This is a genomic window from Streptomyces aureoversilis (assembly GCF_042657885.1).
In the GTDB taxonomy this organism is placed as follows: Bacteria; Actinomycetota; Actinomycetes; order Streptomycetales; family Streptomycetaceae; genus Streptomyces; species Streptomyces aureoversilis.
In genome coordinates, this window is sequence record NZ_JBHSKJ010000003.1 from 354,656 (window position 1) to 374,338 (window position 19,683).

At 73.8% G+C, this 19,683-nt stretch carries 20 protein-coding genes; 7 read left to right on the forward strand and 13 right to left on the reverse strand.

All coding sequences use genetic code 11. The features are described 5' to 3' along the window. A complete protein-coding gene (locus ACFPP6_RS07120; protein WP_382038301.1) occupies positions 1 to 1,119 on the forward strand; it encodes a lactonase family protein in 1,119 nt (372 codons plus the stop codon). A gap of 197 nt (positions 1,120 to 1,316) precedes the next feature. On the opposite strand, the gene ACFPP6_RS07125 is transcribed toward ACFPP6_RS07120, so the two are convergent. The 4 genes from ACFPP6_RS07125 to ACFPP6_RS07140 form a co-directional block, all read right to left on the reverse strand. Continuing rightward, complete coding sequence (locus tag ACFPP6_RS07125) at positions 1,317 to 2,255, reverse strand: sirohydrochlorin chelatase family protein (RefSeq protein WP_382038302.1); 939 nt, start codon at positions 2,253 to 2,255, stop codon at positions 1,317 to 1,319. 106 nt (positions 2,256 to 2,361) lie between these two features. Next, entirely contained in the window at positions 2,362 to 3,411 is a 1,050-nt protein-coding gene (locus ACFPP6_RS07130; RefSeq protein ID WP_382038303.1) for an N-acetylglucosamine kinase, read from the reverse strand. A gap of 79 nt (positions 3,412 to 3,490) precedes the next feature. Then, on the reverse strand, positions 3,491 to 4,168 hold the full coding sequence (locus ACFPP6_RS07135) for a uracil-DNA glycosylase (protein ID WP_058042841.1): 678 nt from the start codon (positions 4,166 to 4,168) through the stop codon (positions 3,491 to 3,493). A 212-nt stretch (positions 4,169 to 4,380) separates the two neighbouring features. Next, positions 4,381 to 5,475, reverse strand: a complete 1,095-nt coding sequence (locus ACFPP6_RS07140) for an NADH:flavin oxidoreductase/NADH oxidase (protein ID WP_382038305.1) — start codon at positions 5,473 to 5,475, stop codon at positions 4,381 to 4,383. A gap of 175 nt (positions 5,476 to 5,650) precedes the next feature. Between ACFPP6_RS07140 and ACFPP6_RS07145 the strand changes: the two genes are divergently transcribed. Continuing rightward, complete coding sequence (locus ACFPP6_RS07145; RefSeq protein WP_382038307.1) at positions 5,651 to 6,016, forward strand: ArsR/SmtB family transcription factor; 366 nt, start codon at positions 5,651 to 5,653, stop codon at positions 6,014 to 6,016. Positions 6,017 to 6,047: 31 nt separating this feature from the next. On the opposite strand, the gene ACFPP6_RS07150 is transcribed toward ACFPP6_RS07145, so the two are convergent. The 3 genes from ACFPP6_RS07150 to ACFPP6_RS07160 all read right to left on the reverse strand — a co-directional run bounded on the left by ACFPP6_RS07150 (position 6,048) and on the right by ACFPP6_RS07160 (position 8,984). Next, the gene (locus tag ACFPP6_RS07150; protein ID WP_382038309.1) at positions 6,048 to 7,409 is read right to left on the reverse strand and encodes an FAD-dependent oxidoreductase; all 1,362 of its coding nucleotides are present in this window, start codon (positions 7,407 to 7,409) and stop codon (positions 6,048 to 6,050) included. Between the two features lie 119 nt (positions 7,410 to 7,528). Further along, a complete protein-coding gene (locus tag ACFPP6_RS07155) occupies positions 7,529 to 8,140 on the reverse strand; it encodes a TetR/AcrR family transcriptional regulator (protein WP_382038311.1) in 612 nt (203 codons plus the stop codon). 148 nt (positions 8,141 to 8,288) lie between these two features. After that, entirely contained in the window at positions 8,289 to 8,984 is a 696-nt protein-coding gene (locus ACFPP6_RS07160) for an HAD family hydrolase (RefSeq protein WP_382038313.1), read from the reverse strand. A 172-nt stretch (positions 8,985 to 9,156) separates the two neighbouring features. Here ACFPP6_RS07160 and ACFPP6_RS07165 point away from each other — a divergent pair, with 172 nt between their 5' ends. Then, positions 9,157 to 9,930 carry a hypothetical protein gene (locus ACFPP6_RS07165; protein WP_382038315.1) on the forward strand — a complete coding sequence of 258 codons (774 nt, stop codon included), beginning with the start codon at positions 9,157 to 9,159 and terminating at the stop codon, positions 9,928 to 9,930. Between the two features lie 21 nt (positions 9,931 to 9,951). On the opposite strand, the gene ACFPP6_RS07170 is transcribed toward ACFPP6_RS07165, so the two are convergent. The 3 genes from ACFPP6_RS07170 to ACFPP6_RS07180 all read right to left on the reverse strand — a co-directional run bounded on the left by ACFPP6_RS07170 (position 9,952) and on the right by ACFPP6_RS07180 (position 12,421). Then, positions 9,952 to 10,641, reverse strand: a complete 690-nt coding sequence (locus tag ACFPP6_RS07170; RefSeq protein ID WP_382038317.1) for a phosphatase PAP2 family protein — start codon at positions 10,639 to 10,641, stop codon at positions 9,952 to 9,954. A gap of 163 nt (positions 10,642 to 10,804) precedes the next feature. Next, the gene (locus ACFPP6_RS07175) at positions 10,805 to 11,755 is read right to left on the reverse strand and encodes a M56 family metallopeptidase (protein WP_382038319.1); all 951 of its coding nucleotides are present in this window, start codon (positions 11,753 to 11,755) and stop codon (positions 10,805 to 10,807) included. Positions 11,756 to 11,833: 78 nt separating this feature from the next. After that, positions 11,834 to 12,421 (reverse strand): DUF5134 domain-containing protein, encoded by a 588-nt coding sequence (locus tag ACFPP6_RS07180; protein ID WP_382038321.1) that lies wholly within the window; start codon positions 12,419 to 12,421, stop codon positions 11,834 to 11,836. A gap of 225 nt (positions 12,422 to 12,646) precedes the next feature. On the opposite strand from ACFPP6_RS07180, the gene ACFPP6_RS07185 reads away from it, so the two are divergent. Further along, complete coding sequence (locus ACFPP6_RS07185; RefSeq protein WP_382038323.1) at positions 12,647 to 13,189, forward strand: GNAT family N-acetyltransferase; 543 nt, start codon at positions 12,647 to 12,649, stop codon at positions 13,187 to 13,189. Positions 13,190 to 13,322: 133 nt separating this feature from the next. On the opposite strand, the gene ACFPP6_RS07190 is transcribed toward ACFPP6_RS07185, so the two are convergent. From ACFPP6_RS07190 to ACFPP6_RS07200, 3 genes are read right to left on the reverse strand one after another with little or no spacing between them, the layout of a single operon-like run. Then, entirely contained in the window at positions 13,323 to 14,114 is a 792-nt protein-coding gene (locus ACFPP6_RS07190; RefSeq protein ID WP_382038325.1) for an amino acid ABC transporter ATP-binding protein, read from the reverse strand. Next, positions 14,111 to 14,980, reverse strand: a complete 870-nt coding sequence (locus ACFPP6_RS07195; RefSeq protein WP_382038519.1) for an amino acid ABC transporter permease — start codon at positions 14,978 to 14,980, stop codon at positions 14,111 to 14,113. Before ACFPP6_RS07195 ends, ACFPP6_RS07190 begins: the two co-directional genes overlap by 4 nt. Before the next feature lie 44 nt (positions 14,981 to 15,024). Beyond that, positions 15,025 to 15,957 (reverse strand): ABC transporter substrate-binding protein, encoded by a 933-nt coding sequence (locus tag ACFPP6_RS07200; protein ID WP_382038326.1) that lies wholly within the window; start codon positions 15,955 to 15,957, stop codon positions 15,025 to 15,027. A gap of 379 nt (positions 15,958 to 16,336) precedes the next feature. On the opposite strand from ACFPP6_RS07200, the gene ACFPP6_RS07205 reads away from it, so the two are divergent. From ACFPP6_RS07205 to ACFPP6_RS07215, 3 genes are read left to right on the forward strand one after another with little or no spacing between them, the layout of a single operon-like run. After that, on the forward strand, positions 16,337 to 17,734 hold the full coding sequence (locus ACFPP6_RS07205) for a DUF6421 family protein (RefSeq protein ID WP_382038328.1): 1,398 nt from the start codon (positions 16,337 to 16,339) through the stop codon (positions 17,732 to 17,734). Between the two features lie 23 nt (positions 17,735 to 17,757). After that, the gene (locus ACFPP6_RS07210; protein WP_382038329.1) at positions 17,758 to 18,519 is read left to right on the forward strand and encodes an SDR family NAD(P)-dependent oxidoreductase; all 762 of its coding nucleotides are present in this window, start codon (positions 17,758 to 17,760) and stop codon (positions 18,517 to 18,519) included. Next, the gene (locus tag ACFPP6_RS07215) at positions 18,498 to 19,598 is read left to right on the forward strand and encodes a threonine aldolase family protein (protein ID WP_382038331.1); all 1,101 of its coding nucleotides are present in this window, start codon (positions 18,498 to 18,500) and stop codon (positions 19,596 to 19,598) included. The genes ACFPP6_RS07210 and ACFPP6_RS07215 overlap by 22 nt, the downstream gene beginning before the upstream one ends. Positions 19,599 to 19,683: the final 85 nt, after the last annotated feature.

Below are 19,683 nucleotides of genomic sequence, written 5' to 3' on the forward strand. Positions count from 1 at the left end.
ATGGCGGACGGCGGCGGACGACTCGGGCGGGCCGGAGAGACCGGAGAACACGCGCATGCCGGGGAGGACGGGCGGCCCGGCGGGCGGGGGCACCTCGCCTACATCGGGTCCTTCACCGAGGCCGGCGGCAAGGGCATCACGGTCGCGCGGACCGACCCCCGCACGGGCGCGCTGACGCTCCTGGGCTCCACGGACGCCGTGCCGAACCCCTCCTTCCTCGCCCTCTCGCCGGGGGCCGACGTGCTGTACGCGGTGAGCGAGACCGACGAAGGCGCCGCCGCGGCGTTCTCCCTGGCCGATCCAGTACGGCCCGGGCTGCTCGGACCGCCGGTGCCCGTACGCGGTGACGGCCCCACGCACCTGGCCGTCACCGGCAGCCATCTGTTCACCGCCAACTACGGATCGGGCAGCGTCAGCGCTCTCCCGGTCCGCACGGGCGGGGGGCCGGGCGCCCCGGCCGCGGTCATGGCCCACCGGGGCGGCGGCCCGGACGCCGACCGGCAGAAGAGCCCGCACGCCCACGCCGTCGTTCCCGATCCCTCGGGCGGCAGGCTCCTGGCCGTCGACCTCGGCACGGACTCGGTCTGGACGTACGCCCTCGACCCGGTGACCGGCCTGCCGCGCCTCCACGGGGAGACGCCCCTGCGGCCCGGCACGGGGCCCCGGCACCTCGCCTTCTCCCCGGTGACCGACCGCGTCTACGTGCTGAACGAACTGGTCCCGAGCGTCACGGTCTGCCGCTGGCACCGTGCGGAAGGGGTGCTCGAACCGCTCGGCGAGACGCGGGTCCTGCCTCCGGGCGAAGGCGTGCGGACGTACCCCTCCGCACCGGTGGTCTCCGCCGACGGGCGGTTCCTGTGGACGGCCAACCGCGGCCACGACAGCATCTCGGTCCTGACGCTCGACGCGTCCGGTGACGTCCTCGGACTCCCCGAGGTCGTCGGCTGCGGAGGCGTCTGGCCGCGGGACCTGACGCTGCACCCCTCGGGCCGTCATCTGTACGCGGCCAACGAGCGGTCCGGCGACGTCACCTGGTTCGCCGTGCACCCGGAGACGGGGACGCCGCGGCTCGCGGGTTCGGTCCCCGTACCGGCGGCATCCTGCGTGATCTTCGCCTGAGGCGGCGGCGGGACCCTCGCCCGCGACGGCGGCGGGCTCGGGGCGGCCGCGGCCGGGCGGGCCCGGAACGGCCGAAGAGGGGCCCCGCGTCGCGGGAGCCCCTCTTCCGGGAACAGAGAACAAAGGTGGAGCGGGCGGGCCGAAGGGTCAGACAGTCACGGCACGGTCTGATCGACCGGCCCCGCCGGTCGTACGCGTCAGTGCGCCGGAACGCCCTGGGGCTGCAGGGATATGCCCAGGACCTCCGCGTACTTGGCCAGGACGAGCTTGCCGATCGCCGGGTAGGCGCCGAGCGGCGCGGCGGCGGCGCAGTCGGCCTCCTTGGCGGCGGCGTCCGCGAGGCCCTCGGCGATCTCCGGGCCGATCAGGCCCGGGGCGAGCGCAAGGTTCCGCGAGCCGGAGCCGCGCAGCTGGTCGGCGGCCCGGGCGATGTCGCCCTCGATGTCCAGCGCGGCCGCGAGGACCGGCACGGCGAGGCGGGCGGAGAGCAGCATGCCGCTGATCCCGGCGGCCTGCACGGCCTCCTCGCCGCCGACCGTGGCCAGGATGATCCCGTCCGCGGCCGTTGCAACTGTGAACAGTCGAGCGCGGTCGGCGCGGGCCAGGCCGGCCTCCGACAGGCGCACGTGCAGGGCCTCGGCGAGGAGCGGGTGCGGGCCGAGCGCGTCGGTGAGCTCGGCGGCGCTGCCGCTGCTCATCACGGACTGGCGGACCCGGCGCAGGAGGGAGTTGTCCGGGCCGGCCAGGAGCGGCACCACGATGGCCGGGGGCCACTGGTCCCAGGCACCGGCGGCGCCGTCCTCGGTGCCGGCTTCGCGGGCTTCGCTCGCGCGAGCGGCGCGCTGGGCGGCGGCGTAGGCGAGGACGGACTCCAGGGAGGGGTAGCCCTCGGCGGCCCCGTCGGCGTCCACGTAGCCGATGCGTGCGTCCAGGCCCGGGAGCTCGGAGCGCGCGATGCTGAGGATCTCCTCGGCGAGGGAGCGCGTCTCCGTGTCGGGGAGCCCCGGAACGGCGAGAACCAGCGGCGGCGCGCCGACGGGGGCGGCCGCCGGCTCCGGCCGCCGGTGCCGTCCGGGCTGACGGGGTCGCGGCATTCGTACAGGCAGGCCAGGCGCGGGCCCTGTGGGGGAGCTCATGGCGCCGCATGTTAGTCGTTCAAGGCGCTGGGCCGTTCGGGTGGGGGCGCTCCCGTTACGTCTGTCCGGATTTATTCGCCCATAAATACGCTCATCGCAGAAGCGTTCAGCAAACGATCCGGAGCATCGGAGGGTCGGCCGGCAGCAGCAGATCGCCCGTCAGCAGGGCCTCCGCCACGCACAACGCGCCGTCCAGCGGCTCGCCCGCCGCGGCCACCCGTCGCGCGTGAGGAAGTTGCATTTGCAACTCCTCGAACAGGGGTGTGAGCAGGGGAGCGCCCATGCGGAGGAGGCCGCCGGTCAGCGCCACCTCGTACATCCCGCCGGCCCCGGCCGCCCCGTCCGGCCTCGGAGGCGGTCCTGGGGGAGGCTCTTCCCGGCCGCCGGGCCGGGCAGGCGGGCACACCGCCGCGGCCGCCTCGGCGATGTGCCGGGCCGCCCGGCGGAGAATTCCGGCCGAGACGGGGTCGGCCGGTGCGCACCGGCCCACCTCGGGGGCGAAGGAAGCCAGGACGGCGGGCCGGTCCGCCCGGGGGTAGAGGAGGGCCGGGAGCTCCGGCGCCGGGCCGAAGACCGCGTGCAGGCGCTCCAGCAGGGCGTGCGAACCGCCGGCCCGCCCGTCGTGGGCGCGCATCGCCGCCTCCAGCCCGGCGCGGCCGATCCACGCCCCGCTGCCGCAGTCGCCGAGCAGGTGGCCCCAGCCGTCGGCGCGCCGCCAGCCGCCCTCCGCGGTCAGGTCCGTGCCCACGGCGACCAGCCCGGTGCCCGCGGCGACGACGGCCCCCGGCCGCTGGCCCAGGGCGCCGGCGTAGGCGGTGACCGCGTCCGTGGCCAGGGCGAGCACGCGCACGCCCAGGGCCTCCCGGAGTGCCGAGGGGAGGACGGCGTGCAGATCACCGCCGAGGGCGGCCATGCCGGCGGCGCCGACGCAGGCGGCCTCGCAGCGCCGCGCCCCCGCTCCGGCCAGCAGCTCCTCGGCCGCCGGCACCACCTGGGCGAGCAGGCTGCGGGCGTCGACGCCCTTCTCGCCCACCGTGGCCGGGACCGTGGAGGACCGGGTCGGGGCGGGGCCGTTGCCGGGGACCCGGCGCAGGGCGACCCGGATGCCCGAGCCGCCGGAGTCGACGCCGAGGACCCAGCCGCCCGCGGGGCTCACCGGGCCGGCCGCGGCCGCGGGCGCTCCGCGGAGCGGCCGGGCCCTCCGCGGCGCGGTGTCACGGCGGCGGCCGCGGACCTCACGGGAGCTGCCAGTCCACCGGAGCGGCGCCCTGCCGCGCCAGCAGGTCGTTGGCCCGGCTGAACGGCCGCGAGCCGAAGAAGCCGCGGTCGGCCGACATGGGGGAGGGGTGCGCCGACTCCACGGACGGCACCTGCCCCAGGATCGGCCGCAGGTTGCGGGCGTCGCGGCCCCACAGGATCGCCACCATCGGGCGCCCCCGCTCGACCAGCGCCCGGATCGCCTGCTCGGTGACCTCTTCCCAGCCCTTGCCCCGGTGCGCAGCCGGCTTGCGCGGGGCGGTGGTCAGCGCCCTGTTGAGCAGCAGCACCCCCTGCCGGGTCCACGGCGTGAGGTCCCCGTTGGACGGGCGGGGGAGCCCCAGGTCGGTGTGGAGCTCGCGGTATATGTTCTCCAGGCTGCCGGGCAGCGGCCGTACCTCCGGTGCGACCGAGAAGCTCAGCCCCACGGCGTGACCCGGCGTCGGGTACGGGTCCTGACCCACGATCAGCACCCGGACGTCGTCGAACGGCTGCTGGAAGGCGCGCAGTACGTTGGCGCCCGACGGCAGGTACGTACGGCCCGCGGCGATCTCGGAGCGCAGGAAGTCGCCCATCGCGGCGATCCGGTCCGCCACCGGCTCCAGGGCCTTCGCCCAGCCCGGTTCGACGATCTCGTGCAAAGGTCGTGCAGCCACAGCTGCCGCCCCTCCCTGTAAACAAACTGCTGGCAGTTGCGCAAGTACGGGATCGTACGCGAAGGAGGGGCCGCACCCGCAGTCCGGGCCCCGGATCCGGACCGTGCGGACGGCCGCGCGGAGCAGGGCGCGGATCCGTGCGTACCCGTACGTATCCGCGCCCTGCAGATTCAGCCGTACGTGTGCCTTGGGCGGAGCGTGCGGCCCGCGCGTCAGACGGCCCAGGCGTACTGGTCGGGGAAGCGCTTCGCCGCGCCGAGCCCGGCCGCCGCGCGGTGGGGCCAGTGCGGGTCGCGGAGGAGCTCGCGGCCGAGCAGGACGGCGTCGGCGTCGCCGCCGGCGACGATCTCCTCGGCCTGCCGGGGGTCGGTGATGAGGCCGACCGCGGCGGTCGGCATCCCGGCCTCCCGGCGGACCCGCCGGGCGAACGGCACCTGGTACCCCGGGCCGGTGGGGATGCGGATGCCGGAGGTGATGCCGCCCGTGGAGACGTCCATCAGGTCCACGCCGCGCGCCCGCAGCTCGTGCGCGAGTCGCACGGCGTCGCCCGCGCTCCAGCCGTCGCGCCCGTCCTCGGGGTTCTCCGTCACCCAGTCGGTGGCCGAGACCCGGAAGAACACCGGCAGTTCCTGCGGCCACACCCCGCGCACCGCTTCCACGACCTCCAGCGCGAACCGCGCCCGGTTCTCGAACGACCCGCCGTACCGGTCGGTGCGGCGGTTGCTGAGCGGGGAGAGGAACTGGTGGATGAGGTAGCCGTGGGCTCCGTGCAGCTCGACGACCTGGAAGCCGGCGGCCAGGGCGCGGCGTGCGGCGTCCGCGAACTGCCCCACGATCTGTTGTATCTGCTCCACCGTCAGCTCGTCGGGGACGGGGTGGCCCGTCGCGTACGGCACTGCGCTCGGGGCGACCGTCTGCCAGGTCTCCTCCGGGCCCACCGGTCCGCCGCCGCGCCACGGCCGGTCCGTTGCGGCCTTGCGGCCGGCGTGGCCGAGCTGGATACCGGGAACGGTGCCGCGCTCCTTGAAGAAGGAGGTGATGCGGCGGAGGGCCTCGGTCTGGGTGTCGTTCCAGAGCCCCAGGTCGGCCGGGCTGATCCGGCCCTCCGGGCTGACCGCGGTCGCCTCCACGAGGATCAGTCCCGCTCCGCCGGTCGCGCGGGCGGTGTAGTGCGCGAAGTGCCAGTCGTTCGCGACGCCCGCGCCCGGTCCGGAGACCTCGGCGCTGTACTGGTCCATCGGGGCCATCCAGACCCGGTTGGGGATGGTGAGCGAACGCAGGGTGTACGGGGTGAACAGGGCGGTCACGGCAGGCTCCTATGCGCTTCACGGCGACTCACGGCGACGTCTTCCCGGCGCGGAGGGTTCCGCGGCGGGCAACGGTTCATACGATAACCCTCGTAGTACGAGGGATGTCAAACTACGATGTCTCTCGTACAATGGAGGTGTCGCGGAGCAGCCCGACACACCTGGAGGAGGAGCCGTGCCAGCACAGAACCGGCCGTCGTCGAGCGGCCGTGCCCTGGAGCACCCCGACCGCGCGGAGATCCGCCTGGAAGGCGTGCTGCACGCCCTCTCCGATCCCATGCGCCTGCAGATCGTGTGCGACCTCGCCGCGGTCGAGGGCGAGTTGAACTGTTCCGTCTTCGACCTCCCCGTGAGCAAGTCGACGACGACGCACCACTTCCGGGTGCTGCGCGAGAGCGGCGTGGTCCGGCAGACCTACCGGGGCACGGCGAAGATGAACGCCCTGCGCCGCGACGATCTCGAAGCGCTCTTCCCGGGCCTGCTCGGCACCGTCCTCACCGCGGCCGGACACCAGGCGTCCCGCCTCGCCGTCCCGTCCTGATCCTCGCCCGGGGCCCGGACGGGCCCGGGGGTCAGTTGCGGGCGCGGGCCGCCGACAGCAGCCCCTCCCAGTCCGGGATCTTCACCGGACCGCGGCCCAGCCCCTCGCCGAGAGCGGCCTCCGCGGCCTCGATCGCCAGCCAGCCCGGCCACTCCACCGGCTCCCGCCCCGCCGCCCGCAGGACGGCGTGCGCGTCCTCCACCGGCCCGGGCCGGCGTGCCGCGAGCGCCCCGGCGTCGGCCAGCAGGGACGTCACCGTCTCCTTCGCGCACGAGCGGTTCGTGCCGATCACGCCCGTCGGGCCGCGCTTGATCCACCCCGCCACGTACTCGCCCGGCGACGGGACGCCGTCCCGCAGCACCCGGCCCGCCGCATGGGGCACGATCCCCAGCTCCGCGTCGAACGGCAGCCCCGCGATCGGCACCCCGCGGTAGCCCACCGAGCGCAGCACCAGCTGGGCCGCGACCTCCTCGAACCCGCCCGTGCCGACGACGCCGCCGCGCCCGTCCGGCGCCGTCCGCTCGAAGCGCACCGCGCGCACCGCCCCGTCACCGCCGCCGAGCAGCGCGGCGGGCCGGAGGAAGAACCGCAGGTGGATGCGGCGCGGGCGGCCGCCGGGCGGACGTTCGGCCCAGCCCCGCAGCACCTCGACGTTGCGCCGCCCCACCGCGGGCAGCCCGGCGGGATCGTCCCACGCGGGATCGAGCGCCGCCTCCTCCGCCCGTACGAGCGTCTCGGCGCCGGGCAGCGCGCCCAGCTCGCGCAGCTCCTTCGTGGTGAACTTCGCCTGCGACGGGCCGCGCCGGCCGACCATGTGAATGTCCGTCACCCGGCTGGCCGCGAGGGCGGACAGCGCGGCGTGCGGCACGTCGGTCCCGTGCAGTTCCCCCGCGCCGCGCGCCAGCACGCGGGCCACGTCGACGGCCACGTTGCCCACGCCGATGACGACCGCGGAGCGCGCGCCCAGCACGAACCCGTCCGGCGCCGCGTCCGGGTGCGCGCTGTACCAGGAGACGAACTCGGTGGCCGAGAAGCTGCCGGCCAGGTCCTCACCGGGGATGCCGAGCCGCCGGTCGGCCGCGGCCCCGACGCAGTAGACGACCGCGTGGTAGAGCTCCAGCAGCTGCCGCGGCGGGAGGCCGCGCGGGTCGTCCCCCACCGGGACGTTGCCGAAGAACGTGATGGCCGGGTGCTCCATGGCCGCCCGCAGATTGCCCTGCAGGGACTTGATCTTCTCGTGGTCCGGGGCGACGCCGTAGCGCACCAGCCCGTACGGGCAGGGCAGCCGGTCCAGGACGTCCACCGTCACCCCGGGGACGTCCTCCTGCTGTACCAGGGCCTGAGCGGTGTAGACCCCGCTCGGCCCCGACCCGACCACGGCGATGCGAAGCACGGTGGGCCCCTTTCCGCAGACGTCCGCAGATGTCCCGCAGGTCCCTCCAGGATCGCACCCGGAGCGGCGGTACGGGAGGGCGGCGCGTGCGCGTGGCCGGTTCCGCCGGGCAGAACGGGTCAGGCGCCCGCGTGCGGGGGGCCGGGCGGGACGCCCAGCTCCCAGTCGAGGCCGTAGCGCTGGAAGAGCTCCGCCCGCAGCCTCTCGAACGGCATGGGCGCGCCCGGCAGCAGGACCGCCACGACGGCGCCCATCAGCAGGGCGCGCAGCAGCGGGTAGTCCGCGTCGGGGTCGGGGGAGCCGTAGGCCGCCACCGTGTCGTGCAGCAGGTGCGCGAGGCGCTGCTGCTCGGGGCACTGGATGAAGCCCTCCGCCTGGAGGATCCCGGCCATGTGGGTGCGCATCAGCAGGGGGCGGTCCCGTGCGAGCCCCAGGATCGCGTCGATCGCCCGTGCGAGGCGCTCGCGGCCGTCCCGGGCGCACGGGGCGCGCTCCAGGCCCGCCTCGAGCTCCAGGTGCATCACCCTGTGCACCGCCGACTGCAGCAACTGCCGCTTGCCGGGGAAGTAGTACGAGACCAGGCCGCGCGCCGTGCCGGCCCGGTCGGCGATGTCGGCGAGCGTCGTCGCCTCGTACCCGCGTTCACCGACGAGCTCGACCGTCGCCTGGAGCAGCCGCTCACGGGAACGGCGACGCATCTCCTCGTTGGCCGACGCGCTGCGCGGGGACATTCCACAACTCCTGCGTTGACTGGCTCCGGGCCAATATACTCAGGGGGTATCCGGTGCCCTGCCCGCCCCCGGCGTGGTGCGGCACCGGCGTGTCGGCTGGTCTGGGCGGCGCGGGGGACCGCCCAGACCAGCGTGGCAACCGGGCCTGTCAGCCGAGCAGGCCGAGCACCGGGCGCAGGGCGGCGGGCCGCTCCCCGACCGGCAGGTGGTCCACCAGGTGCACCGCGCAGCCGAGCGCCGCGGCGCCCCCGTCGGCCCGGCGGTCGTCACCCACCATCAGCACCTCGCCGGGTGCCAGCCCCAGGGCCTGACAGGCCACCAGGAAGAGCCGGGGATCGGGTTTCTGCACGCCGTGCTCGAAGGACAGCGCGTAGGCGTCCACGCAGGCATCCAGGCCGTGTGTACGGAACACCGGCCGCAGGTCCCAGCCGATGTTGCTCACCACGGCCGTCCGTATCCCGCGCCGCCGCAGCTCCTCCAGGACACCGGGCACATCGGCGTACGGACGCCAGGCCGCCGGCTCCATGTGCCGCTCGTACAGCACGTCGTAGAGCTCCGGCCGGGGCAGCGGCACCTCGCGCGCCAGCCCCGTGTACGCGGCGCGGTGCCGCTCCGCGCTGCGGTCCCGCTCGGCCCACAGCCCGGCCAGGTGCGGGGGTAGGGAGAGCGGGTTGCCGCCGCCCGGAAGGGCGCCCGCCGCCTCCAGCCGCTCGGCGGCCCGGGCCGCCTCGGCCTCGCTCATGTGCACGCCGGTGCGCTCCAGGGCCGCGGCCAGCCACGTCGTGGCCGGCTCGATGCGGAAGAGCGTGCCGGAGAAGTCGAAGAGCACCCCCTTGACCGTCATGATCCCGCCCCTGCCGCCGCCGCCCGCCGCGCCGTGGCGACTTCTCGTCGGTGTGCCCTGCGAAGTCCCGTCATCTGCCCAGCCTTTCGCGTATTGGTTGGAAAATCGGAGAGTTGGAGAGCCGAGAGTTGGAGAGACAGCCGTCCCCCAGTGTCCGAGGAGGGTCCGCCCGGTGCGCGTGAGAGGTCCACACCCGGAAGAGAGTTCCAGCACCGAGGGGCCCGGCCCGGCGGTGGGGCGGGCCGCGCCCGCCGCGGCGGGGGCCGCCGCCGTGCTGGGGCTGCACCGCACGGCCGGCAACGCCGCGGTGGCCCGGATGCGGGAGCGGGGGATGGAACCGGTCCAGCGTGTTGCGACGCGTGGCCGGACCGGGAGCCTGCCGTATCCGGCCTGGAACAGGCAACGGCACGTGTGGGACGGGCCGGATTACGGCGCGTATGACGGGCGTACGGGCGGGACGTCGGTCGCGGTCGTGGTCGGTCCCAGCGTCGTGGCCCCAGGGAACACCTACCTCGGGGGGCCGCCGCAGGCGGGCGAGTGCAGCATCGTGGAGGAGCTCAACCTGCGGGACGGCGGAGGCTGGGTGAAGGGCCATCTGTGGAACGACAACCTGGGCGGACCCGGCAACTCCCAGAACATGACGCCCATGACGAACACGACGAACAGCCGGTTCAACCGGGCCTTCGAAGAGCCCGTCAAGAGGATGCTGCTCAGCTGCGCGCGCCATGCGCAGAGCAGTCAGAGCGCGGCGTACTGGTACGGGGTGCGCATCGAGGTGCGCACCTACGGGCGCATGTCCGAGGATCCCACCGCCCTCGACTACCACGTCCCCGAAGGGGTCGATCACTCCGCGCGCTACGTGACGATCGACAAGCTGACCGGTGCGACAGCCCCGGCAGCGGGGCCGCATGCAGTGCCACCCGGTTTCGCCCCGGAGCAGCTGTAGCTGTAGCCCTGGCCGTAGCCGTCAACCCCGTCGCCGCGACACCATGCCGAACAGACCCACCGAGGCAGCCACGAGCGCCCCGCCGAGCAGCCAGCCGCCCAGGACGTCCGACGCCCAGTGGACGCCCAGGTACAGCCGGGTGAGGCCCACTCCGAGCACCGACACCGCGCCCGCCGCCACAGCGGCGCGCAGGCCACGGGCCCGCGCGCCGTACCTCCACAGCAGCCACACCAGCAGCCCGCACGCCACCGTCGCCGTCAGGGCGTGCCCCGAGGGGAACGCCGCGTAGTGCGCGGTCGCCACGGGGTCCGGCCAGCTCGGGCGGTCCTTGCCCACCGCCGCCTTGATGCCCTGCTGCAGAGCGGTGCCCAGGGCCGACGTCCCCGCGATCCAGGAGGCGAGCAGCAGGTCGCGCCGGCGCAGGAGCCACAGGACCGCCAGGGCCAGGGCGGCGCGCATCGTCCACGGGTCCCACAGCCAGTCGGAGAGCACGCGGACGAACCGGGTCCAGCCACGGTGCTCCACGGCCACCGGATGCAATCCGTTCGCGACGTTCCGGTCCAGCGCGGCGAGCGGCTCCCACGCGCCCGCGACCAGGGCGAGCAGGACGCCGAAGACGGCCGCGAGGACGAGCCCGGCCGGGATCGGCGCCGGGCGGATGCGGGACGGGGAGCGGGGGAGTGCGGGCGAAGGGCGCGGAGAGGCGGGCATCCGCAGATCCTCGCGCATGGGGGGCCGCAGGGGCCACCACTCCTGCGGCCCTGGCCGTGGCGCCCGCTCCGGCGCTACGGCCGAGGCCGGAACCACGTCCGGGCCCGAGCCGCGTCCAAGGCCGGAACCGCGTCCGAGGCCGGCCCTACGTCCAAGGCCTGCGCTACGACCCGGACCAGGTCAGGACGCTGAGGCCCGGTACGAACGTCACCAGCAGCGGCACCGCGGGCACCAGCGCCGCAACCGCCGTGAGCCGCAGCCGCCGCGCGGCCGTCAGCCTCGGGGCGGGGGCCAGCAGGCGGTGCACCCGCGTCGGCACCTGGGAGAGCTGCGTCGGGCACGGCCCGAACACCCCGCGGTCCTCGTTCAGTTCCACCAGGGCGAGCGCCGTGGTCAGGCGGCCGAAGCGCCGCGACGCCGAGTCGTCCGCCGCGAGCTCCACCAGATGGTGCACCTGGTCGCGGAACGCGGCGAACACCGGTACCTGCGGGAAGCCGTTGGCCAGGGCCGAGGAGACGTGCAGCAGCCAGTGGTGCCGGGCCCGGGCGTGCCCCTGCTCGTGGGCCAGCACCGCATCGAGCTGGGGGCCCTTGAGGCGGCGCAGCGCACCGGTCGTGATCACCAGCTGCGGCGCGCCGCCGCCGGGCAGCCACCACGCGTCGGGTCGCTCGCCCTCCAGCACCACGAGCCGGTCCCCGCCCGGCTCCTCGCCGGGCAGCCGGGGGGAGCGGACGAGCAGTTCCGTGCGGCGCTGCCGGCGCCGGGCGCGCGACCAGCTGATCTCGCGGGTCAGCATCGCAGCGGTCCACACGGCGCCGCTCGCCAGCGCCACGGCCAGCGGCGCGGCCCACGCACCGTAGGCGGTGAGGGCGTAGGCCTCGACCACGCCGTGCGGAGCGATCGCGAAGACGTGCCCGCGCACGGCCTCCCAGGCCGCTGCGGCGCTCAGCGCCATGGCGAGCAGGCAGCACAGCAGCACGGTCGCCACCGCGCACTGCCACACCCACAGGGCCACGACCGGTTCGCGGTCGGGCCAGTCGGAACGGGTCAGCACGCGCGGAGCCATCGCCGCGACCAGTGCGCCGAGGACCAGCAGCGCGAGCGGGACCATCATGGCCGTCAGCCTATGAGCGTGGCCGCGTCCGCGGGTACGGTCCGGTACGCGAAGTGATGCATTCCACGGGGCGCGGGCTCACAGCGTCAGCAGCATCGCCAGCATGCCGATGCCCATGGACAGCCTGCAGGCGTGGGTGAGGTCCGGCCGGCCCGGCCAGGAGACCTGCCCGGCGGCCACGGTGACGGGCACGAGCACGGCCACCGTGCGCACCACGTACACGGCGAAGTACACCAGCAGCAGTCCCGTCAGCAGGGGCGTGCCGGCCGGGACATGTGCGGTCGCGGCGTGAGTGGCCGCCGCTCCCGTGTGCTCCGTGCGGCCGCCCATCGGGGTGCCCGCCATCGCGAGCGCCATGTAGACCATGGCGAACGCGCCCACGGCGTGGTGGAGATGGTGGTTGTCCGCGCGGCCGCGCGCCACGCCCACCAGCGCGTGGACCCCGGCCGCGCCGAAGACGACGGCGAACAGCAGCGCGCCCCAGGGCCGGGTGTCCAGGACGGCGGTCGGCACGGCCATGGCCGCCATGCCGAGCCCCATCAGGGCGTCGCCCCCGACGGCCCGGCGCTCTCCTCCCGCACCCGCGCGGAGGCGCACCAGGCAGTACGCGCCCGTCGCGGCGCACACCGCCACGAGCAGCCAGCCGATCAGCGGCGGTCCGTGCACGGCGCACCTCCCCGGACGTGCAGATCCACCTCCGGTTGATTCCCCCGGGGGCGAGAACACATGGGAGCGCACAGGCGCACTGGAGGAGCGCTGGAGCCCATGAAAATGCGCCCGCGCACGCGCGGTGGCACGTCAGGGGCGCACCAGGGCCCGGCGGCGTGGCCCGGGGCCCGGGTTAGTGTGCACGTGGAGCCGGAACCGTACGGAGAGGACCACAGGAACACGATGGAAACCACCAGCAGCACGGAGACGACCTTCCGGGACGCGACCGTCGAGGACGTGCCCGTTCTCGTCGCCCTCGTCGAGTCGGCCTACCGCGGTGACGCGAGCCGCGCGGGCTGGACGACCGAGGCGGACCTGCTGGAGGGGCAGCGCACCGACCCCGACGGCGTCGAGGCCGTGGTGACGGACCCGGGCAGCCGTCTGCTGGTGGTCGAGCGGGGCGACCGGATAGTGGCCTGCTGCCAGCTCGAACACCGGGGGACCCACGCCTACTTCGGGATGTTCGCCGTCAGCCCGGAGATGCAGGGCGGCGGGCTCGGCAAGGTCGTCATAGCGGAGGCCGAGCGGCTCGTGCGCGCCGACTGGGGCGCGACCGAGATGCACATGACCGTGATCAGGCAGCGGGACGAGCTGATCGCCTGGTACGAACGGCGCGGCTACCGGCGCACCGGGCGGATGAGCCCGTTCCCGTACGGCGACGAGCGCTTCGGCATCCCGCAGCGCGACGACCTCGAGTTCGAACTGCTGATCAAGGAACTGGCCTGACGGCCGGCGTCACCCCGTCAAGGACGGCATGTAGGCGGTAGGTGAACGGTAAGTAAGGGGCTCTGCTCAATGGGTAGAGCCCCTTACTTCTGCCGGCAGAGCCCCTTACCTCTGCCTCCTCGTCGGGCCCGCCTCACAGCCGGCCGGCCTCCACGATCCGCCGCAGGAACTTCCGGGTGCGCTCCTGCCGGGGTGCGCCGAAGACCTCGGCGGGGGTGCCGCGCTCCAGCACGACCCCGCCGTCCAGGAAGCACACCTGGTCGGCGACGTCCCGGGCGAAGCCCATCTCGTGGGTGGCCAGGACCATCGTCATGCCGTCCTCCTTGAGGTCGCGCACGACGCCCAGCACCTCCCCGACGAGCTCGGGGTCGAGGGCCGCGGTGATCTCGTCCAGGAGCAGCAGCCGGGGCCGGCCGGCGAGCGCCCGTACGATCGCCACCCGCTGCTGCTGGCCGCCGCTGAGCCGGTCCGGGTACTCGCCCGCCTTGCCGCCCAGCCCGAGCCGCTCCAGCAGCTCCCGTGCCCGCTCCTCGGCCTCCGCGCGGGCGACGCCGTGCACCCGCCGCGGCGCCAGCGTGATGTTGTCGAGCACGGTCATGTGCGGGAAGAGGTTGTAGGCCTGGAAGACGACGCCGATGCGGCGGCGGACGGCGTCGGGGTCCACGCGCGGGTCGGTGATGTCCTCGCCGTCGAGGAAGATCGCGCCGTCGTCGATCTCCTCCAGCAGGTTGGCGCAGCGCAGCAGCGTCGACTTGCCCGATCCGGAGGCGCCGATGAGCGCGGTCACCGTGTGCGGGGCGACCTCCAGGTCCACGTCGCGCAGCACGACCGTGCCGCCGAAGGTCTTGCGCACGGCCTCCATCCGCAGCACGGGCCGTTCCGTACCGGCGCTGCTCGCCGGAGCGGCATCCGTCACGGTGCTCATACGATGCCTCCCTGTGCCCGCCGGCGGTCCGTCCGTGCCGTGACCCAGTCGGTGAAGCGGGTCATGGGGATGGTGAGGGCGACGAAGATGAGCCCGGCGACGACGTACGGCGTGTAGTTGAAGCTCTTGCTGGAGAGGATCTGCGCCGCGTAGACGGCGTCCACCGCGCCGGCGATCGAGACGAGGCCGGTGTCCTTCTGCAGGGACACCAGGTCGTTGAGGAGCGGTGGCACGACCCGGCGCACGGCCTGCGGCAGGATGACGTGGCGCAGTGTCTGCCGGGCGCTGAGGCCCAGCGAGCGGGCGGCGGCGCGCTGGCTGGGGTGCACGGACTCGATGCCCGCGCGGAAGACCTCGGCGACGTAGGCCGAGTACGTCAGGACGAGCGCGGTCCCGCCCAGCAGCACCGGGTCGGTCGTCACGCCCTGCAGCCGCAGGGCCGGGACGCCGAAGACGACCATCAGCAGGCAGATCACGAGCGGCAGCCCGCGGAAGAAGTCGGTGTAGGCGGTGGCGAGCGCGCGCAGGGGGAAGAAGACGGGGCCGCGCAGCGTCCGGGCGACCGCTATCAGCAGCCCGAGGACGAGCACGGCCGCCCCGCAGACGACCAGCAGGCGCAGGTTCAGCCACAGCCCGTCGAGGACCTTGGGCAGCGCCTCGCGCGCGTAGTGCCCGCTGAGAAACGTTTCACGGGTGCGCTGCCAGCCGGGGGAGTTGACGACGGCGAGGAACAGCACGGCGCCCGTGACCAGCGTGCTGCACGCGGCGACGGCCGTGGCGCGGCGCGCCCGGGTGCGTTTGAAGCGCTCCCGCTCCAGGCGGCGCGCCGAGGGGGTGTAGGCGTCCGCGTCGGCTTCCTTCACCAGGGACGGTGCGGTGCCCTCGGGGACGGCGGCCGCTTCCCCGGGGCTCACTTGAGCACCGGGACGTCGGCGGCCTCGGAGAGCCACTTCTTCTCCAGTCCGGCGAGCGTGCCGTCCTTGCGCAGGGAGTCGACGGCGCCGGAGACGCACTGCGTGAGGCGGCTGCCCTTGTCGAGGACGAAGCCGAACTGCTCGGGCTTGTCTCCGGCGCTGCCGAACTGGCCGACGATGCGGGCGTCCGGGACCTCCGCGGAGGTGATGTAGAAGGCGGTCGGCAGGTCGACGACGATCGCCTCGACCTGGCCGTTCTTGAGCGCGGTCTTGGCGTAGTCGTTCTTCTGGAAGACGGCGGGCTGCTGGTCGGGCCTGATCACGTCGTTCACGACGTCGAGGCTGGTGGTGCCGACCTGGGCGCCGAGCTTGACGTGCTTGAGGTCGGCGGCGCTGCGGGCCTTGGCGGCGGGGGAGTCCTTGAGGGCGATGACGGCCTGGCGGACGTCGTAGTAGCCGGAGGAGAAGTCGACGGCCCGCCGGCGCTCGTCGCCGACGGAGATCTGGTTGATGTCGAGGTCGAACTTCTTGGCGCCCGGAGCGACGGCCGTGTTGAACGGAACGGTCTGCCAGACCACGTCGGCCCGGCCGTACCCGAGCCGCTCGGCCAGGGCGTAGGCGACGGCAGACTCGAAGCCCTTGCCGTTCGAGGGGTCGTCGTCCTGGAACCAGGGCGCGTAGGCGGGCTTGTCGGTGCCGACGGTCAGCTTGCCGGGGGCCTGCGTGACCAGCTTCTCCTTCGTGCACGCCGCCGCGGACGGTCCGGCGGAGGACTTCGCGGAGCCGGATCCGGTGTCGTCCTGGGGAGCACAGCCGACGGCGGCCGTGAGCAGGACGGCGAGGCAGGCGGTGAGGCGGGCCGTGCGGCGGTGGGTGGCGGGTGCGGCCGGGGTGGCGGTGCGGCGCGTGGGCCGCTCGACGACGGGCATGGCGGGAGACTGGCAGCGTGATCACTGCCCTGTCCAGGTCGGGCCGCCGACCGTCCGCATAGCGGAAGACTGTTGCACTTTCATGAATTCACCGGCGGCGCGGGGGTAGGCCCGGGGGACGGGGACAGGGGCGCCCCTGGAGGCGGCGCACGGCCGGGCGGCAGGGGAATGGCCGGATCCCGGCTAGAACAGCTCATGGGGTCTGTGGGACCTGTGTGACGGAAACGTACCCATGGGTACTCATATGGCGGAGGTGTGCAGGAAAAACGGCGGCCCCACCGGGGGTTCGGCAGGATAATTTATGGCCTCCCCTCTTGAGCAGGAGAAGCGCGCACGGATACGGTGTCTTAACACCAAGTTCTCCCGAGGAGGGGCAGCCATGACGGAAATCCTTGCGTCGTCGGCGATAGCGACCGACAATTCGGCCGCCGACCCGGTGATCGATCACCCCGCGTGGGGGGTTCTCAAGGACGCCGTGGAAACGATCCGGCCTTGGCAGTCCCCGGACGGCTCCATCGACCTCGCCGCGGAGGACGCCCCACCGGGCGAGGCCGTCCGGGCCCAGGTGGAGCGCGTCGTGGAGGCCGTCGAGCAGCTCTCGCCGCTCGTCCCGCACGACTCGGCCTACCACGCGGCCCTGGTCGCGGACCTGCGCCGCTGGGCCGACACCGGCTTCGGCGTGCCGGACTTCCTCGACTCGCTGCTGGCCTTCCAGCCGGCCGCCCACCGCGAGGACGGCCGCCAGCACCTGGTCGTCTTCCCGATGTACACCCAGAACGGCAACCCCGACCGCAACTTCGAGGCCGTCGTCCTGCGCATGGTCTGGCCCGAGTGGCTCTCCGAGCTGGAGCGCACCCGCTACGACAACCCGCTCTTCCTCGGCATCACCTTCGAGGACTTCACCGCGGGCTACGACACCAACTCCGCGGTCCTCTTCCCGGAGACCATCGCCGTCCGCGAGGCCCCCGAGCGCTTCACCTGGGGCGGCATCTTCTGCGACCGCGAGGCCGCCCGCTTCCGCCGCGTCACCGAGGCGGCCGTCTCCGCCCTCGGCCTGGAGCTCCCCGCCGACATCCAGGAGATGGTCGGCGACCAGCACCGCTGCGAGCAGGCCTTCGTCCTGTGGGACATGGTCCACGACCGCACGCACAGCCACGGCGACCTGCCCTTCGACCCCTTCATGATCAAGCAGCGGCAGCCGTTCTGGATGTACGGCCTGGAGGAGCTGCGCTGCGACCTCACCGCCTTCAAGGAGGCCGTGAAGCTGGAGGCCGAGGGCAACGCGCACGGCCGTGACGTGCAGTACGCCGTCCTCTTCGACCGGATGTTCCGCTTCCCGGTCACCGGCGACCGCGTCCGCAACTACGACGGGCTCGGCGGCCAGCTACTCTTCGCGTACCTCCACCGGCACGACGTCGTACGCTGGACGGACAACACTCTGCACATCGACTGGGACCGCGCCCCGCAGGTCACCAACCAGCTCTGCGGCGAGATCGAGAAGCTCTACCGCGACGGCATCGACCGGCCCAAGCTGGTCCACTGGCTCGCCGCGTACGAGCTGGTCTCCACCTACCTCGCCCCGCACCCCGGCTCCGTCTGGGCCAAGGGACCCGAGGCCCTCGACCTCACCCAGCCGCCCCGCAAGCTCGTGGACGACGTGCTGCCGGACGAGTTCCCGCTCAGCATGTTCTACGAGGCGCTTGCCAAGAAGCTGCGTCACGTGATCGCCTCGACCAAGGGGATCACCGCGGCGAAGGCCGAGCGGGTGGCCGCGTGAGCGAGCAGACGAAGGAGACGACCATGAGCACTCCCACCAACGGCAACGGCCGGCTGGACGGCGCCGTCGTGGCTGTGGCGGGGGCCGCGGGCCCCGCGGGCCGTGCCACGCTGCTGCGACTGGCCGAGGCCGGTGCCACGGTCGTCGCCTCCGACGCGGACGCCGCGCGCCTCGCCGAGGCCGTGGACGCCGCCCGCTACGCCCACGGCGGCGCCACCGTCACGGGCGACACCGTGGACCTGCTGGACCTGGAGGCCACGCGCCGCTGGGTGGACCGCACCGAGAAGGAGTTCGGCCGCATCGACGGCTTGGTCCACCTCGTGGGCGGCTGGCGCGGCTCGGCCTCCTTCGCCGAGACCGACCTCGCCGACTGGGAGCTGCTCGAGAAGCTGCTCATCCGCACCGTGCAGCACACCTCGCTGGCCTTCGAGCCCGCCCTGCAGCGCAGCGGCAACGGCCGGTTCCTGCTCATCAGCGCGGCCGGCGCCAGCAAGCCCACCGCGGGCAACGCCGCCTACGCCGCCTCCAAGGCCGCCGCCGAGGCGTGGACGCTCGCCCTCGCCGACTCCTTCCGCAAGGCGGCGGGCGAGGACGCGCCGTCGGCCGCCGCCGCCATTCTGATCGTCAAGGCACTGGTGCACGACGCCATGCGCGCCGAGCGCCCGAACGCGAAGTTCGCGGGCTTCACCGACGTCAAGGACCTCGCCGAGGCCATCGTCGGCGTATGGGACAAGCCCGCCCAGGAAGTGAACGGAACCCGTCTGTGGCTGACTCCGCAACCGTGAGCACGACCCCGCCGGCCGCGACCGACGCGATACGCCGGCACGACCCCGAGGTGCGCGGCTTCGCCAGCGACAACTACGCGGGCGCGCACCCCGAGATCCTCGCGGCGCTCGCCCTCGCCAACGGCGGCCACCAGGTCTCCTACGGCGAGGACGACTACACCGCCCACCTCCAGGACGTCATGCGCGGACACTTCGGCCCCACGGCCGAAGCGTTCCCGGTCTTCAACGGGACGGGCGCCAACGTCGTCGCCCTCCAGGCCCTGACCGAGCGCTGGGGCGCGGTGATCTGCGCCGGCAGCGCGCACATCCACGTCGACGAGTGCGGTGCGCCCGAGCGCGTCGGCGGCCTGAAGCTGCTGACCGTGCCCACCGAGCACGGCAAGCTCACCCCGGAGCTGATCGACCGCGAGGCCTTCGGCTGGGACGACGAGCACCGGGCGCAGCCCCAGGTCGTGTCGATCACCCAGACCACCGAGCTGGGCACGTGCTACACGCCCGAGGAGATCCGGGAGATCTGCGACCACGCCCACGAGCGGGGCATGAAGGTCCACCTCGACGGTGCGCGCATCGCCAACGCCGCGGCCACGCTCGGCGTGCCGCTGCGGGCCTTCACCACCGACGCCGGCGTGGACGTGCTCTCCTTCGGCGGCACGAAGAACGGCATGGTCTTCGGCGAGTGCGTCGTCGTCCTGAACCCGGACGCGGTGCGGGCGATGAAGCACCTGCGCAAGATGTCCATGCAGCTCGCCTCCAAGATGCGGTTCGTCTCGGCCCAGTTCGAGGCCCTGCTCAGCGGCGACCTGTGGCTGCGCAGCGCCTCGCACGCCAACGCCATGGCCGCGCGCCTGGCCGAGCGCGTGCGGGCCGTCGAGGGCGTGGAGGTCCTGCACCCGGTGCAGTCCAACGCCGTCTTCGCCCGGCTCCCGCACGACGTGAGCGAGCGCCTGCAGAAGCGCTACCGCTTCTACTTCTGGGACGAGGGTGCCGGCGACGTCCGCTGGATGTGCTCCTTCGACACCACCGAGGCCGACGTCGACGCCTTCGCGGCGGCGCTCGCCGAGGAGATGGGCCGGCAGTAGCGGCCCGCGCCTGCCTGTAATGAGCAGCAAGAAGCCCCCGGCCGCGCTCGCGGCCGGGGGCTTTCTGCTTCTGTTCCGTGGGTTC

What these genes read in the sequence shown, in the direction of transcription:
- ACFPP6_RS07120 (WP_382038301.1), top strand. Translation starts at nt 1, where the DNA reads ATGGCGGACGGCGGCGGACGACTCGGGCGGGCCGGAGAGACCGGAGAA.
- ACFPP6_RS07125 (WP_382038302.1), bottom strand. Translation starts at nt 2,255, where the DNA reads ATGAGCTCCCCCACAGGGCCCGCGCCTGGCCTGCCTGTACGAATGCCG.
- ACFPP6_RS07155 (WP_382038311.1), bottom strand. Translation starts at nt 8,140, where the DNA reads ATGTCCCCGCGCAGCGCGTCGGCCAACGAGGAGATGCGTCGCCGTTCC.
- ACFPP6_RS07160 (WP_382038313.1), bottom strand. Translation starts at nt 8,984, where the DNA reads ATGACGGTCAAGGGGGTGCTCTTCGACTTCTCCGGCACGCTCTTCCGC.
- ACFPP6_RS07170 (WP_382038317.1), bottom strand. Translation starts at nt 10,641, where the DNA reads ATGCCCGCCTCTCCGCGCCCTTCGCCCGCACTCCCCCGCTCCCCGTCC.
- ACFPP6_RS07175 (WP_382038319.1), bottom strand. Translation starts at nt 11,755, where the DNA reads ATGATGGTCCCGCTCGCGCTGCTGGTCCTCGGCGCACTGGTCGCGGCG.
- ACFPP6_RS07185 (WP_382038323.1), top strand. Translation starts at nt 12,647, where the DNA reads ATGGAAACCACCAGCAGCACGGAGACGACCTTCCGGGACGCGACCGTC.
- ACFPP6_RS07190 (WP_382038325.1), bottom strand. Translation starts at nt 14,114, where the DNA reads ATGAGCACCGTGACGGATGCCGCTCCGGCGAGCAGCGCCGGTACGGAA.
- ACFPP6_RS07200 (WP_382038326.1), bottom strand. Translation starts at nt 15,957, where the DNA reads ATGCCCGTCGTCGAGCGGCCCACGCGCCGCACCGCCACCCCGGCCGCA.
- ACFPP6_RS07205 (WP_382038328.1), top strand. Translation starts at nt 16,337, where the DNA reads ATGACGGAAATCCTTGCGTCGTCGGCGATAGCGACCGACAATTCGGCC.
- ACFPP6_RS07210 (WP_382038329.1), top strand. Translation starts at nt 17,758, where the DNA reads ATGAGCACTCCCACCAACGGCAACGGCCGGCTGGACGGCGCCGTCGTG.